13 protein-coding genes are annotated in these 16717 nt (G+C 35.5%); 4 read left to right on the forward strand and 9 right to left on the reverse strand.

The features are described from left to right. Positions 1 to 182 precede the first annotated feature (182 nt). Together msrAB and metF are read left to right on the forward strand one after the other, a co-directional pair. Entirely contained in the window at positions 183 to 1166 is a 984-nt protein-coding gene (gene msrAB, locus ACFFHT_RS06950; protein ID WP_382374754.1) for a bifunctional peptide-methionine (S)-S-oxide reductase MsrA/peptide-methionine (R)-S-oxide reductase MsrB, read from the forward strand. Positions 1167 to 1305: 139 nt separating this feature from the next. Further along, positions 1306 to 2199, forward strand: coding sequence for a methylenetetrahydrofolate reductase (gene metF, locus ACFFHT_RS06955; protein WP_382374756.1), 894 nt, complete (start codon positions 1306 to 1308; stop codon positions 2197 to 2199). Between the two features lie 73 nt (positions 2200 to 2272). On the opposite strand, the gene ACFFHT_RS06960 is transcribed toward metF, so the two are convergent. After that, positions 2273 to 4474 (reverse strand): NADP-dependent isocitrate dehydrogenase, encoded by a 2202-nt coding sequence (locus ACFFHT_RS06960; protein ID WP_382374758.1) that lies wholly within the window; start codon positions 4472 to 4474, stop codon positions 2273 to 2275. A gap of 69 nt (positions 4475 to 4543) precedes the next feature. Continuing rightward, positions 4544 to 5962, reverse strand: a complete 1419-nt coding sequence (gene sbcB / locus ACFFHT_RS06965) for an exodeoxyribonuclease I (RefSeq protein WP_382374760.1) — start codon at positions 5960 to 5962, stop codon at positions 4544 to 4546. 265 nt (positions 5963 to 6227) lie between these two features. Between sbcB and cspD the strand changes: the two genes are divergently transcribed. After that, a complete protein-coding gene (cspD, locus tag ACFFHT_RS06970) occupies positions 6228 to 6437 on the forward strand; it encodes a cold shock domain-containing protein CspD (RefSeq protein WP_382374762.1) in 210 nt (69 codons plus the stop codon). A 105-nt stretch (positions 6438 to 6542) separates the two neighbouring features. Here cspD and tdeA read toward each other — a convergent pair whose 3' ends face one another. From tdeA to ACFFHT_RS06985, 3 genes are all read right to left on the reverse strand, one after another. Further along, positions 6543 to 7913 (reverse strand): toxin/drug exporter TdeA, encoded by a 1371-nt coding sequence (gene tdeA, locus ACFFHT_RS06975; protein WP_382374764.1) that lies wholly within the window; start codon positions 7911 to 7913, stop codon positions 6543 to 6545. Positions 7914 to 8027: 114 nt separating this feature from the next. Further along, complete coding sequence (locus tag ACFFHT_RS06980) at positions 8028 to 9965, reverse strand: MacB family efflux pump subunit (protein WP_382374766.1); 1938 nt, start codon at positions 9963 to 9965, stop codon at positions 8028 to 8030. A gap of 9 nt (positions 9966 to 9974) precedes the next feature. Further along, positions 9975 to 11141 (reverse strand): efflux RND transporter periplasmic adaptor subunit, encoded by a 1167-nt coding sequence (locus ACFFHT_RS06985; RefSeq protein WP_382374768.1) that lies wholly within the window; start codon positions 11139 to 11141, stop codon positions 9975 to 9977. 308 nt (positions 11142 to 11449) lie between these two features. Here ACFFHT_RS06985 and glnS point away from each other — a divergent pair, with 308 nt between their 5' ends. Next, positions 11450 to 13114, forward strand: coding sequence for a glutamine--tRNA ligase (gene glnS, locus ACFFHT_RS06990; RefSeq protein WP_382374770.1), 1665 nt, complete (start codon positions 11450 to 11452; stop codon positions 13112 to 13114). An 87-nt stretch (positions 13115 to 13201) separates the two neighbouring features. On the opposite strand, the gene ACFFHT_RS06995 is transcribed toward glnS, so the two are convergent. From ACFFHT_RS06995 to mutH, 4 genes are all read right to left on the reverse strand, one after another. Then, positions 13202 to 13645, reverse strand: coding sequence for an NfeD family protein (locus ACFFHT_RS06995; protein WP_382374843.1), 444 nt, complete (start codon positions 13643 to 13645; stop codon positions 13202 to 13204). Next, a complete protein-coding gene (locus tag ACFFHT_RS07000) occupies positions 13645 to 14571 on the reverse strand; it encodes an SPFH domain-containing protein (protein ID WP_382374772.1) in 927 nt (308 codons plus the stop codon). Before ACFFHT_RS07000 ends, ACFFHT_RS06995 begins: the two co-directional genes overlap by 1 nt. 179 nt (positions 14572 to 14750) lie before the next feature. After that, entirely contained in the window at positions 14751 to 15467 is a 717-nt protein-coding gene (locus ACFFHT_RS07005; protein WP_382374774.1) for a TerC family protein, read from the reverse strand. Between the two features lie 99 nt (positions 15468 to 15566). Then, positions 15567 to 16235 carry a DNA mismatch repair endonuclease MutH gene (gene mutH / locus ACFFHT_RS07010; RefSeq protein ID WP_382374776.1) on the reverse strand — a complete coding sequence of 223 codons (669 nt, stop codon included), beginning with the start codon at positions 16233 to 16235 and terminating at the stop codon, positions 15567 to 15569. Positions 16236 to 16717: the final 482 nt, after the last annotated feature.

Here is a 16717-nt window from a genome sequence, read left to right on the forward strand (position 1 = left end):
AGATAGTATTTGAGAACAAAAAAAGTGGGAAAATCAATCAAACTACACTTCTTAGACTCTGCTTAACTATGTTACCACCACAATCATTGAAATACCTTAATTTTTTAGCTGACATAATTTCGTTATTCACTCTATACTAAACCTCTTCTTTAATATCTATACCTTTAAGAAACGAGGAAATTATGTCAGATCTATCTATATCTCAAGTTAATACCACAACACAAATTGCACAAATTTACCTTGCTGGTGGTTGTTTTTGGGGATTAGAAGCCTATTTTGCTCAAATTGGTGGCGTATTAGATGCAGAATCAGGTTACGCTAATGGTCCAACCACAAACCCAAGTTATCAAGAGGTTTGTCGTGGTAGCGGGCATGCAGAAACAGTAAAGATCACCTATGATCCTCAACAGCTTTCCTTAAAAACTATTCTTGAATATTATTTTCGTGTAATTGATCCAACCAGTTTAAATAAACAAGGTGCTGATCAAGGTGTCCAATATCGTACAGGGATTTATTATATTGAACCTGCACAACAAGAGATTATTCAACAAGCCTTAAATAATGAACAAATTAAATGGCAACAACCTTTGGTCGTAGAGGTTCAACCATTAGAAAACTTTTATGCGGCTGAAGAATATCATCAAGATTATTTAGCTAAAAATCCAAATGGTTATTGTCATATTGATCTCAGTAAAGCTGACGATGTGATTATCAATGCCAATCAATATCACAAACCAGACTTACAACAAATCAAGCAAAACTTGAACGCTGAATCTTATCAAATAATCCAACAAGCAGGTACAGAACGCCCATTTACCAACCAATATTGGAATTTTTTTGAAGCTGGTTTATATGTAGATATTATTAGTGGCGAACCGCTCTTCTCGTCTTCTGATAAATTCCCATCTGAATGTGGATGGCCAAGTTTTAGCAAACCAATTTCCTCTGATGTTGTAACCTACCAGCAAGATACTAGTCATGGCATGGTACGTACTGAAGTGCGTTCACGTGTCGCTGATGCGCATTTAGGACATGTATTTGAAGATGGTCCTCAAGAAAATGGTGGTTTACGTTATTGCATTAATAGTGCTGCATTACGCTTTATTCCATTAGATCAGTTAGCCAGCGAAGGCTATGCGTTTTTATATAAAAGGATCACAAAATAAGAGATTTTATGCTAAGGCAAGCGTCAATATTAATTATGAATATAATTCATATTAATTCTGAAAATTATTAAATTGACGCAATTTAAAAATCTCCCTATTTTAATGTTTAGACGGCTAAACATCTAAATAGGAGAATAATATGAGTTACGCCAAAGAAATTGATGTGCTAAATCGTAATATTGCTGATTTAAATGGAGAGATTAATGTATCGTTTGAATTCTTTCCACCTAAAAATGAGAAAATGGAAAACATTTTATGGGAATCCATTCAACGTCTAAAAGTACTCAAACCAAAATTTGTTTCTGTCACTTATGGTGCTAATTCGGGGGAGCGAGAGCGTACTCATAGTGTAGTAAAAGCGATTAAACAACAAACGGGTATCGAAGCAGCTCCACACCTTACTGGAATTGATGCTACACCAGAACAATTAAAGCAAATTGCCCAAGAATATTGGGATAGCGGTATTCGCAATATTGTCGCATTACGTGGTGATGAACCACCTGGTTACACAAAAAAACCTTTTTATGCACGTGATCTGGTGAAACTATTAAAAGAAGTTGCTGATTTTGATATTTCTGTTGCGGCCTATCCCGAAGTGCATCCTGAAGCGAAGTCCGCTCAAGCTGATTTAATCTTTCTAAAGCAAAAGGTAGAAGCAGGGGCAAATCGAGCAATTACTCAATTTTTCTTTGATATTGATAGTTATCTACGTTTTCGTGATCGTTGTGTCACAGTTGGTATTGATGTAGAAATCGTCCCTGGTATTTTACCCGTTTCTAATTTTGTACAATTACAAAAAATGGCAAAAATTACCAATGTGAAAATCCCGAGCTGGATGTATAAATTGTATGATGGCTTAGAACAAGATCAAACCACTCGAAATCTTATCGGGGCAAGTATTGCAATTGATATGGTGAAAATTTTATCGAAAGAAGGAGTAAAAGATTTCCATTTCTACACGTTGAATCGTTCTGAATTAACCTATGCAATTTGCCACACTCTAGGCGTCCGCCCTCATCTTGCTGCGGCCTAACTCATAACATAATTTCTTATAAAAACAAAACCCTATGCACAAGGCATAGGGTTTTATTCTAGCAATTTAATGCTTAAAAATTATCAATTAACGCATTTAAAGTTGCACTTGGACGCATTGCTTGTTGAGCAAGCGTTGGATTTGGCTGATAGTATCCACCCATATCAACAACTTGCCCTTGTGCATCATCTAATTCTGCCATAATTTCTTGTTCATTTTCTTTTAATGCTACCGCTAATGGCTTAAATTGTGCGGCCAACTCACTATCTCTATCTTGCTCACTCAATGCTTCTGCCCAATAGCAAGCGAGATAATAATGGCTACCACGATTATCAATTTGTTTCACTTTACGTGCTGGCGACTTACCATTAAGCAATAGTTTTTCTGTGGCTTTATCTAACGCATCCGCAATGATTTGTGCCCGTGAATTATTTTCACGTTGTGCTAAATGTTCAAGCGAAACTGCCAACGCCAAAAATTCACCTAATGAATCCCAACGGAGGTGGTTTTCTTGTAAGAATTGTTGAACGTGTTTTGGTGCAGAACCGCCAGCCCCTGTTTCAAACATTCCACCACCATTCATTAATGGCACGATTGATAACATTTTCGCACTCGTACCTAATTCCAAAATTGGGAATAAGTCGGTGAGATAATCACGTAAAACGTTACCGGTTACGGAAATCGTATCTTTACCTGCCTTAGCACGTTCAAGTGAAAGCTGCGTTGCTTCTACTGGGGATAAAATATGCAATTCAACTTTACTGGTATCAATCGTTTGTAGTGCTTTTTCGACTTTTTTCAGAATTTCACGATCGTGAGCACGATTTTTATCTAACCAGAATACCGCTGGCGTATCAGACAATTCAGCACGTTTTACCGCTAATTTCACCCAATCAATTACTGGGGCATCTTTCGTTTGACACATACGCCAAATATCACCAGCTTCTACGGTATGTTGCATTAAGACTTGATCATTTTGATCTAAGACTTTCACCACGCCATCAGTTGGAATTTCAAAGGTTTTATCATGTGAACCATACTCTTCTGCTTTTTGTGCCATTAAACCAACATTCGGTACACTTCCCATTGTTTTTGGATCAAACGCACCATGCTGTTTGCAGAAAGCGATTGTTTGCGCATACACGCCAGCATAGCTACTATCTGGAATCACTGCTTTGGTATCTTGTAATTGACCTTGTGCATTCCACATTTGTCCTGAACTACGAATCATCGCTGGCATTGAGGCATCAATAATCACATCGCTTGGCACATGTAGATTAGTAATCCCTTTATCAGAATCAACCATTGCTAAAGCAGGACCATCTGCTAAGGCTTGATCTACTGCAATTCGAACTTCTTCTGGTAATTTATCCAAATTCGCAATTAAATTGCCTAAGCCGTTATTCACATTTACACCAGCCTTTTCCAGTAAATCACCATATTTAGCAAAAACAGGCGCTAGAAAGGCTTTTACCGCATGACCAAAAATAATTGGGTCAGACACCTTCATCATTGTTGCTTTCATATGTAATGAAAACAATACACCTTGTGCTTTTGCATCTTGAATTTCTTTACTTAAAAATGCCACCAAAGCCTTTTTACTCATCATTGTGGCATCGAGAATTTCACCTGCTTGTCCTTTTAAAGTTTTTAAAGCTGTTTGTTGTCCTTGTTTATCTTCTAAAACCACACGAATTTCACCTGCTTGACTTAGCGTGACAGACTGTTCGTTATGATAAAAATCACCTTCACTCATAGTAGCAACATGTGTTTTTGAATCTGTTGACCATGCCCCCATACTATGTGGGAATTGTCGAGCGTAATTTTTTACTGCTTTTGGTGCACGACGGTCTGAATTCCCTTCACGTAATACAGGATTTACTGCACTTCCTTTAATTTTGTCATAACGAGCACGAATCGTATTTTCTTCTTCTGTTGTTGGAGAGTCTGGGTAATTTGGTACAGCATAACCATGTGCTTGTAATTCAGCGATAGCTGCTTTTAACTGTGGAATGGAGGCACTAATATTAGGTAACTTGATCACATTTGCTTCGGGTTTTGTAACGAGTTCCCCTAATTGAGTTAAGGCATCTTCTACACGTTGTTCTTCTTTTAAATACTCTGGAAAATTTGCCAAGATTCTTCCTGCAAGCGAAATATCACTAACCACCATTTCAATATTTGCTGGTTTAACGAATTTTTCAATAATTGGTAGGAAAGATAAGGTAGCTAAAGCAGGCGCTTCATCCGTGTAGGTATAAATAATTTTACTCATAATCACCTCTAGTATTAACGATTAAGTAATTTGTGTGTTTGCGATAGGATAAATTGCGTTCTTATCTTATCATTTCATTATTAACTTTAAACCATAATCATAAAGATTTTTTAACAAATTCAATTTATGCTCATCATTTGCATACTCTGCGCAAAGTTGTTCAAGCTCTGCAATAAAAGATTCACTCTCACGTTCTAATTTCATACGACAATATTTCTGCCATTTCACCTGTTCAGCTCGTGAAAGTGTTTTATAACAATGTCTAGCTCGATAATGGAAAAGTAATTCAGGAATTCGTTTATCCTGAAAAGTTAAACCATGATTAACTAACTGTTCTGCAGATAACGTACGTAAAATAGCTAAATTTTGCTTATCTGAATAAGGATAAAATCCCGTATAAAGTGCCATTTCAACATCCTCATATTGACTAGAATATTCTTCTAAGTAGATTTGATGAACCTTCTCACGAATGTCAGGATGTGCTTTTAACTGTTCTAAATTTGCCAAGCAATATTGACGATCAATCCCTAATCGCGCTGCATCTTGTGGTTGTAAGGTTTTTGCTGGTGCTAAAATTGGACATTTATTAAGATGCACTAATTTCAACGGAACTGGCTTTTGTCCTAACTGCTCTAAATCTGATTTTTTGGTGTATAAACGTTGTTTCAATGTTTCCGCATCAAGTATCAGTAAATCACTAATATCACTCGCTAAATCACAAAAAATGACCGCATTTTTATTAGTTGGATGTGGTGCTAATGGCACCATCCAGCTAGTATTGCCACGATAATTTCCTAACATCCCTGAAACATGCACCAAAGGCGTCATATTGATATAATCAACCAACTCTTCTAAGGCTTTTTTACCTCGATGGGTAAAAAAATAGTCAAATAATTTAGGTTGTTTCTGTTTAATTAATTTTGCCATTTCAATAGTGGCATAAACATCCGACATTGCATCATGTGCATGACTATGTTCAATGCCATTTGCTTTCGTTAATAACTCTAAACGAAAACTTGGCATTCCCTCATCATCATAGACCCAATTAATGCCCTCTGGACGTAACGCATAGGTTGCCCTAACTAAATCTAATAAATCCCAACGAGAATTTCCCTTACTATAACTATATTCATATGGGTCGATAAAATTGCGATAAAAAGTATAGCGTGTCATTTCATCATCAAAACGAATATTGTTATATCCCATAATACAAGTATTCGGTTGGCTAAATTCAGCTAAGATTTTTGCTGCAAATTCAGGCTCACTAATGCCATGTTGATTACAATGTTGAGGCGTAATACCTGTCAAAGCGACAGCCGCTGGATGAGGAAGGTAATCTTCTGTTTGTTTACAATATAAAACGATTGGTTCACCAATAATATTAAAGTCCTGATCAGTACGAATACCAGCAAATTGTGCGGGGCGATCTTTAGCTGGATCTACACCAAAACTTTCATAGTCATAAATAAAAAAAGAGAAATCTGTCATTTTGAAACTTCAATGCTAATACGAAAACGTTTTTTCTTATGATTATAGAGAATGATAACCTCAGATAAAACCTTAATTTTTGAGTTAATTTAACAATAAAATGTCTGTTTTTAGACAATTTTGCTAAATTTCTGTGATCTCCCGCTAATTTTAAACATTCGCTATTTGATTTATCTTTTGAGTTGGATAAAGATGTAGTGAGTACAGGGCGATCCTGCCGTTGTATATTTTAAGTAAATTAAAAAATCCATTATTCGAGGTTATTATGGAAATCGGTGTAGTTAAGTGGTTTAACAATGCAAAAGGGTTCGGTTTTATTTCTGCTGAAGGTCAAGAAGGTGACATCTTCGCTCATTATTCTGTGATTGAAATGGATGGATATCGTTCATTAAAAGCAGGACAAAAAGTACAATTTGAAGCTGTCCATGGTGATAAAGGTTCTCACGCAACTAAAATTGTGCCAGTTGTTGAATAATTATATCGCAATACTTTATGTATTAATTTTGTATGTTAGAACAAAATTACCAAAAAAAGATACACTCAACAGTGTATCTTTTTTACATATATAAGAAGTTAAATTTTATTTTTTTGTGTAATATCCTGCCATTGCCTGATAAACCGCGGTTTCATTTTTAATCAAAGTATATTTTTGATTCAAAATAGAAATTTGTGAGGATTTTTCAGTATTTGCAGCGGTTAGCCAATCTTTCAATTCTGACACGCCCGCATTATAGCGATCACGATAGTATTGGCTGATCTTCTTATCATAATTATATTTATTTAATAAGTTTTCATAGCTACGTTGTGACTGTTGATAAGCAAAATAGAGGGCATCAATTTCATTCAACGCCGTTGTAATACTTTGTTCAAAACTTAAACGAGAAGTTTCATAAGTAGCTTCAGAAATTTTCACATTCCATTTAACTGTTTGCCAAGAAAGGAACGGTAATGAAATTGTAGCTGCTCCAACTGCCATAGGTGTGTCAGTCGCATTACTTACTGTTGTTCCTTTAGCTTGTAAAGTTCCTGCTAAACTAATACTTGGGAACCAGCTTTTTTGCATCGCTTTTGCATCTTTAAAGGTACTTTGTAAACGATCCTGTGCCGCACGGACATCAGGTCGATTCGCAATCACCGAAACAGGTACATTCAAATTTACCCCTGGCAATTTTACATTTAATAAATTTGGTAATTGCAAATTAAGTGGTTCGTTTGGTTTCAGGTTTAACAGATTATGTAAGGTTTGTTGTGCTGTTTTTTGCTCTGCTTGTAATGACAGCAAAGTATTGCGTGCTGTTAATACTGCTTGAATCGCTTGAGCACTACTTAACCCATCAATTACACCAAAACGTTGTTTGTTTTGCACAACAGTATTAATTTGATTGTAATAATTAATGGATTCTTCTGTTGCTTTAATCGCATCATTTAAATATGCCAAGCTATAATAGGCATCAATCACACTATTAATTAATGATAAACGTGCAGCTGCTAAATCTTCAATCGTTGCTTTGTGTTCCCATTCTGCTGCCGTTGCGGAATCGGCTAATTTACGCCAAAGATCTAAAGTATAGCTAATACCAATTTGCCCTGTGTGACTGATAGTTGAATTCCCACCATCTTTGATATTTTTTGATGCAGTAGATTCGGTTTGTCCACTAAAAGTTGGCACTAAATCAGCACCTAATAAATTTGCTTTATAAAGTGCTATATTTACTGCTACTGCACTTTTCGCTAAATCAAGATTATTCTTTAATGCAAGATCAATTAATTGATTAAGTTGTGGATCATTATAAAGTTTCCACCACTCCTCATTCACATTAAATTGAGAAGTAGCTGCAATATATTGATCAAAATTTTTCTGGCTTGCATTAAATGAATCATCAATATTGGCACAACCAACAAGAATAGTTGAAAGCAATAATGCTGCCGTAATTTTATTAAATCTCTTCATAGTTATCCTTAAAAATGTATCCTTAGAAATAATAAAAGTTGTTAAAATTATAGCAATTTCTACCCTTTTCGACCAGTAATCACATCTGAAATTATTCCGAATATTAAGCTAATTTTACTCCTGTGATAAGGCAGTAATCGGATTTAACTTCGCCGCATTTTGTGCAGGAACATAACCAAAAATAATACCAATTAATGTTGAACAAAGTACGGCGACAACAATCGAAAACGTAGAAAATAACATTGTGAAATCTGTCATAAATTGATTAAACAACACACCAATAATCCCTGAAAGACAAATTCCAATAATTCCACCGACTAAACAAACTAAAACGGCTTCAATCAAAAATTGTTGCAAAATATTTTGCTGTTTGGCTCCAATCGCCATTCTTACTCCAATCTCTTTCGTCCGCTCTGTCACTGAAACCAACATAATATTCATTACCCCAATTCCACCAACAATAAGTGAAATTAATGCAATTGATGAAATTAATAATTTCATCGTATTTGTCGTACTTTCAATTGTTTGTTTGATAGTGTCAGTGTTTAATATAAAGAAATCTTTTTTACCATGACGGCTTAATAATAAAGTAGTGACATTCTTTTCTGCAGCAGCCGTGCTAATTCCTTCCGATACTTTTACCGTAATAGAACTAATCTTTTTCTCACCAGAAATTTTATTCATTGCCGTTGTATAGGGAATCCAAATATTCAGATTTTCGCTATTAATTCCCATTACATTCGCTGTATTCACAACGCCAATAATTTTTAACGGCTTTTTATTAATCATAATAATCTGCCCCAATGGATTCTGATCTTTAAAAATGCGTTGTTGCGTATTTTGATCAATAATTGCTACCGATTGATTTAGGCGAACATCTTGTGCAGTAAATAAGGTACCAGCCGAAGAATAAATTCCTTTTACATTAAAATATTGTTCACTAACACCCCGTACCTGAGCCGTAAATGCATTATTGCGATAAGTCAAGGTACCACTCACTGAACTATTGGGAGTTACACTTTCGATATAAGGCTGTTTCATTAAAGCTTCACTATCTGCAACCGTCAAATTCTGCATACTCTCTGCACGCCGATCACCAAATCCAGTACCATTATAAATATCCATCGTATTAGTGCCTAACGAATTAATATTTTGCAGTACCTTTTGTTGCGAACCGTTCCCTAGTGCCACCACACACACTACCGAAGTGATCCCAATAATAATTCCTAACATCGTCAATAAAGAACGTAATTTATGCGAGATAATCGCTTTCACTGACATATGCAACGCTTCAATGAATTGATCGCGATAAAAACCAAATCCTTTATTCGTTTTACTTTGGCTAATCGCTCGCTGTTGGAAATTATGATTTTGACGATGATCACGAATAATCTCACCATCTTTAATTTCAATAATACGACTAGCAAATTGAGCAATATGTTGATCATGTGTAACTAAAATAATGGTATGTCCTTCTTGATGCAGTTGCTGCAAGATTTCCATTACCATTTCACCACTTTTTGAATCTAATGCACCTGTTGGCTCATCTGCCAAAATAATATCACCACCATTCATTAAGGCTCGTGCAATACTCACCCGTTGTTGTTGACCACCAGATAACTGATTAGGCAGATTTTCCATCTTATTAGTTAAACCTAACTTATCCAACAGTTGTGCTGCTCGTTGTAAACGCTGCTCTTTATTCATTCCTGTATAAACTGCTGGTAATGCTACATTCTCTTGTGCATTCAAAGTAGGTAACAGGTTATAACGTTGAAAAATAAAGCCAAAGCGTTGTTGACGCAATTCAGATAATTGATCCGCAGATAAACTCGCTGTTTCTTGCCCTGTAATTAAATAAGAACCATCTGTCGGTGTATCTAAACAACCAATAATATTCATTAAGGTTGATTTACCTGAACCTGAAGTCCCAATAATGGCAATAAAATCACCTTGTTGAATCTCTAAATTGATATTTTTTAAGATATGTACGCGGTTTTCGCCCTCGCCAAAATATTTATTGAGGTCTTTTATTTCAATAATGTTTTGCATAAAGACCTCTTACATCATTCTTGGTGTTCTAACTCGTACACTCGGCGCATCATTTGCAGAAGATTGCGAAACAATGACTTTTTCACCTTCGGTTAAACCTGATAATACTTCCGTATTAATATCATCGTGCAAACCAGTCGTAATCTCTTTTTCAATAACGTTATCACCGTCTAATACTTGTACAACTGATTTACCAGCTTGTTTACGAATAGATAATGTCGGTACAACTAATACATTCTGTTTTTGTGCAATAATAATCGTATTCTGTGTCGTCATCCCAATTTGTAATTTATGTTGCGGATTTTTTACCAACACATTTGCATAATAATAAACAGCATTTGTATCACTTACTGATTCAGTATATTCATTATCCGTTAATGTTGTCATCGCAGGGTCAACAGAATCAATCGTGGCATTATAGACTTCATCTGGCTCGGCTAGTGTTGAAAATTTCACCTTCATCCCAGCTTTAATTTTAGTGATATCCCCTTCTGAAATTTCTGGTTTGATCAGCATAGTATCTAAATCTGCCACTTGGATTATAGTTGGTGTGGTTTGATTAGCATTTACTGTCTGCCCTTCGGAAACAGGAATAGAAATCACTGTACCATCTAATGGCGATGTAATTTTAGTGTAATTTAAATTTGTTGTTGCCGTATTCACTTCTATTTCGGATTGTTTCACTTGCGCTTCCATTTGTGCTACTGTCGCTTTAGCTGTATCACGCGTATTTTGTGCTGTTTCTAAATCATTTAACGAACTTGCTTGCTTTTTATATAATTTTGCTACTCGTTCATAATTAGATTCTGCAATACGATAAGCTGTTTGTGCAGCTGCGAGCTGTGCTTGATAAGAGGCTAACTGTGCCATTGCTGTATTTAGTGCATTTTGTTGAGTAATTGAATCAAGTTGAGCAATTAATTCTCCTTTTTTCACTTGTTGCCCTAATTTGACATAAATTTTTTCCACTTTACCTGACACTCTTGCTCCCACTTCAACCCGTTTAGAACTCCGTACAGTGCCAGTTGCAACTACACTTTGTTGCAAATCAGTCTTTTTAACGGTTTCAGTAAAATAAGAAGTTTTTGGTTGAGAATCGTGAGTAAAATAATAAATAGCGCCTAATGCGATAAGGATAGCTGCTAAGCTCCAATAAACTTTTTTATTTAATGTCATATATTTAATCCTTCAGACCAACAAGGATATTTTTCTACGCTAAATGAACATTCATTCATTTTATAGAAAGATCACCTCGTAAACAAATACTATTTTGGGAAATGTATGTGAGAACAGACTATTGCAAAATAACCGTGTATCAATAACCCAAATATTACCAATAACCTACTCTGGACATTTACCATAAAGAGTATGCAAATTAAAAATTAGTAGAAAATGAGTTTTTCCCCTGAGTTCAGTTTGGTGTTATTTGTTAAAAAGTGTAAAATGCGTGGGTTATTTTTGCAAAAACTCAACTTGAGGACATTATGAGTCATACAGAAACGACTGAGATAAAACCAACTAATTTTATTCGTCAAATTATTGACGAAGATCTTGCACAAGGTAAACATCAATCCGTTCATACACGTTTTCCACCTGAACCAAACGGTTACCTACATATCGGACACGCAAAATCAATTTGCTTAAATTTCGGCATTGCCCAAGATTATCAAGGTAAATGTAATTTACGCTTTGATGACACCAATCCAGTAAAAGAAGATATGAGCTATGTTGAATCCATTAAAAGAGATGTGGAATGGCTTGGTTTTACTTGGGACGGGCAACCTCGCTATGCGTCTGATTATTTTGATCAGCTTTATGCGTATGCGATTGAATTAATTAAAAAAGGTTTAGCTTACGTTGATGAACTTTCACCAGAAGAAATGCGTGAATATCGTGGAACATTAACCGAACCAGGTAAAAATAGCCCTTATCGTGATCGTTCAGTTGAGGAAAATCTAGCCTTATTTGAAAAAATGAAAAATGGTGAGTTTGCCGAAGGAAAAGCATCATTACGAGCAAAAATTGATATGGCATCACCATTTATCGTTATGCGTGATCCTGTGTTATATCGCATTAAATTTGCTCATCATCATCAAACAGGTGATAAATGGTGTATTTATCCAATGTACGATTTTACCCACTGTATTTCCGATGCGATCGAACGTATTACACATTCACTTTGTACCTTAGAATTCCAAGATAACCGCCGTTTATACGATTGGGTGTTGGAAAATATTTCGATTGAACGTCCATTACCACATCAATATGAATTTTCACGTTTAAACCTAGAAAGTACTCTTACTTCAAAGCGCAAATTACTACAATTAGTCAATGAAGAGATTGTTGATGGCTGGAATGACCCTCGTATGCCAACTATTTCTGGCCTACGCCGTCGTGGTTATACCCCAGAATCGATTCGTGAATTCTGCCGCCGCATTGGCGTAACCAAACAAGACAATGTAGTGGAATATAGTGCATTAGAAGCCTGTATTCGTGATGATTTAAATACTAATGCACCTCGTGCCATGGCTGTAATTAACCCATTACGCATTGTGATTGAAAACTTCAACGGTGAAGAAATGTTAACGGCTCCAAATCACCCAAATCGTGAAGAATTGGGCACCAGAACATTACCATTCACCAAAGAAATCTACATCGATCAAGCAGACTTCCGTGAAGAAGCCAATAAACACTATAAGCGCCTTGTTTTAGGTAAAGAAGTGCGTTTACGCAATGCTTATGTGATTAAGGCAGAACGTGTAGAAAAAGATGAGCAAGGTAATATCACAACGGTTTATTGTACTTATGATCCTGATACATTAGGAAAAAATCCAGCTGACGGACGTAAAGTAAAAGGTGTAATTCATTGGGTTTCTGCAATACACAATCATCCTGCAGAATTCCGTCTTTATGATCGCCTATTTACTGTAGCAAATCCAAGTGCAGCGGAAGATATTCATCAAGTATTAAACCCTGAATCGTTAGTAGTTAAACACGGTTTTGTAGAACAAAGTTTATTAACGGCAGAAGCAGAAAAAGTCTATCAATTTGAACGTGAAGGTTATTTCTGTGCAGATAGTAAGGATAGTCACCCAGAACATTTGGTGTTTAATTTAACCGTATCGTTAAAAGAAAGTGTGGTGGTTTAATTCATTTTCTAAAATTGATAAAGGCTTTTAATTACAAGATTAAAAGCCTTTATTTTTACCTAGACCCTAGCAAAAATGACATTCTTGTCAAATTCTGCGAACGATGAGTGTAATCCCTTTAACGGAAACAACTTCAACACGATCATTAACTTGTAATTGCTCACCCTCAATCCGCCAAGTAGTATCACCAAACGCTGCTCTACCGACATTTTCACTCATTAATTCTGTAATACGACCTTGTTGCCCTAACATTGCAATATCACGTTGATTTAAACCATTATTTACTCTATCTCGTTGTGTTTTCGCAGCTTGATAACGCCACCAAATAAGCGTTGCAATAATAGCGATAACAGCAAATAAAATACTGCTTACTATGAGAGATAAAGGAAATACATAAGTAATAGCTGCCACTATTAACCCAGCTATTCCCCACCATAAAAAGAAAATGCCTGGAACAATAATTTCTAAAATCAACAAGATAAAAGCAAGGATTAACCAATGAATTGAACTCCAGTCAGCAAGCCATACCATCATTTTTTCGATCCCATCTCTTTTAATAATTCACTGATTCCAGCTACTGAACCAATTAAATTACTCGCTTCTAGCGGCATTAATACCACTTTGCTATTACCTGATTGCCCAATTTGTTGTAATGCTTCAGTATATTTTTGTGCCACAAAGTAGTTAATCGCTTGTGTATTTCCTGCTGCGATAGCATCAGATACCATTTGCGTTGCTTTCGCTTCTGCTTGTGCCTCACGTTCTCTCGCTTCTGCTCGTAAGAATGCCTCTTGACGTTCGCCCTCTGCTTGTAAGATTCGAGATTGCTTTTCCCCTTCTGCACGTAAAATGGCTGCTTGGCGAATACCTTCTGCTTCTAAAACTTCAGCACGCTTATTCCGTTCTGCCTTCATTTGAGCATTCATTGAATCAATCAGTTCTTTTGGTGGACGTACATCACGGATCTCAATCCGTGTCACTTTTACACCCCACGGATTAGTTGCTTCATCCACTATTGCCAAGAGTCGGCTATTAATTGAATCACGTTGTGACAGCATTTCATCTAATTCCATTGAACCTAACACAGTACGAATATTCGTTAAGGTTAAATTAATTATCGCTTGTTCGAGGTGATTCACTTCATAAGCAGCATTGCGTGCATCAATCACTTGTACAAAACAAACAGCATCAATTGACACATTCGCATTATCTTTAGAAATAACTTCTTGTGACGGAATATCTAACACCTGTTCCATCATATTAATTTTGCGCCCAACACGATCAATAAACGGCACAATAATGTTCAAACCCGGTGTTAAGGTTCGAGTATAACGTCCGAAACGTTCAATCGTCCAATGATAACCCTGTGGAACAGTTTTTACTGCGGAGAATAAAGCAACAATAACGAGAATAATAAAAAAGAGTGTACCAATTGGCAGACTATCTAGATAAATCATAATAACCTCTTGTTTCTACTAATAATTAGTTATCATCCCATATTTTTAAAGGAAGTCAAAAGGTTGATCTGAGAAATGTTAATGAGATAACAAAATTTTGCTTATCTCATTTTGTAATGAATAAATAAGGTATTCTATCGAAGAGATGTCGGATATAAATATATCCGACATCAGTTATATTATTTTTTTGCATGCTTGCGCATTCTTAAATTGATCATCTCTACACAAACCGAAAAGCCCATTGCAAAATAGATGTAGCCTTTTGGAATATGGAATGACAAACTTTCCCCAATTAATGACACCCCGATCAAAATTAAGAAAGATAATGCAAGAATTTTTAAGGTCGGATGGGCTTCCACAAAATCACCAATTGGTTTAGCCGCAATCATCATCACTCCAACTGCCAAAATAATGGCAATAATCATCACTTCAACATGGTTTGCCATTCCCACTGCTGTAATGACTGAATCTAGGGAAAAGACAATATCTAGTAATGCAATTTGAATTAATACCCCGACAAAGCTCACTTTTTTCGGTGCCTTTTCTTCTTCAGAAGCACTTTCTTCCATACTATGGTGAATTTCTAAGGTACTTTTCACTAATAAGAATAAGCCCCCTAATAACAGGATTAAATCACGTCCTGATAACGCATAACCAGCCACTTCAAATAGCGGTTCAGTCAAACGCATAATCCACGCCAAGGATAATAATAATAAAATCCGTGTTCCCATTGCTAAGCCTAAGCCGAGAATTCGTCCAGATTGACGTTGCTGTGCTGGTAACCGCCCAACTAAGATACTAATAAAAATAATATTATCTATCCCTAAAACGATTTCTAAAGCGGTTAAGGTAAATAATGCAACCCAAGCCTCGGGGCTACTAATCCATTCCAACATAATGTTCCTCTATATAAAAAAGAAAAAATAATTAATCAAAATGATGACTTAAAAGCGCCATACTATAACGATCTATTTTGCAGAAGAAAATAGCCTAAATTACTTTCCTAATTGAAATTGATACAAAATATTACGGGTAAAGTTTTTACGTAAATAAAAACCTAATGGTAACGTTTCTATCACTTCCCCTTTTGTACCAATTCCCTTTGTTAATGCTTTACTATTTGCACCTTTAGGGCGGAGCTGTAATACTTCACCTAAACGAGCATTAATTTTTTTCACATCTCCCAAAGCAATTAGTTCCATTAACTCCTCCCAATCTTGTTTTAATTGAGCTTCTTCCTCCACCGAAGGTTGCCATAAAATCGGTTGCCCAACTCTACGTTCTGCTAATGGAATCGAACGCTCTCCCTCTATTGGTATCCATAATACTTTCGACAATTTATAACGCACATGAGAGAATTCCCACATCACACCATAATTATCAATCAGAGGTGCTAAGCAAACAAATGTCGTCTCTAATGGTTCGCCCTGTTGATTAATTGGGATAGTCTTTAATTCAATGCCTAATTCAGCAAAATCTTGTTCTGGTTTACTACCTGCTTTTGCACCAAGTGCGATCTCAATTAAACTTCCTACCCAACCTTTATCACGCCTTAAATTTTCTGGCATTGGAATATGTAATTGCTGTGCAATGTCTGCTAATGTTCGCCCAGCTAATTGATAAGCTCGCATTAATAACTGTTCTTCTGTTATTGGCGATTGCATTCCTAATTGCTCCTCATAATTATCAAAAATTATACAAATCCTTATAAGAGATTAAAAAATAACCAACATTTTTTCAATTTTCTAATTTTTCACCAATATTTTTTAACATTATGATTTAAAAGGTTTTTTATTTTATATAATGAATAAAAAAACGACAGCAAATAAATTATACGTTAATTTACGCCTATTCAATCACAATTTTATCCACAGTTTCTCTGAATAACTCACATCCTGAATAAATAAACAGTATTGATTTTTTAAAATTTAACAACTTATTAAAAATAACCAGACAATTTATTAAATTTTAATTCTCGCATTTTCGTTATTAGCTAATTTTTTAAACAATTAGGTCGTTTATTAACACCAAAAATTTTTCCTTATAAATCAAACATAAAAATAAAATTAATCTTTATTCACACAATATAAACCAATAAATTCCACAATGTTATCCACAACTTAATATTTAAAAAGATTTTATTTTT

It is taken from the genome of Gallibacterium melopsittaci, assembly GCF_042433085.1.
In the GTDB taxonomy this organism is placed as follows: Bacteria; Pseudomonadota; Gammaproteobacteria; order Enterobacterales; family Pasteurellaceae; genus Gallibacterium; species Gallibacterium melopsittaci.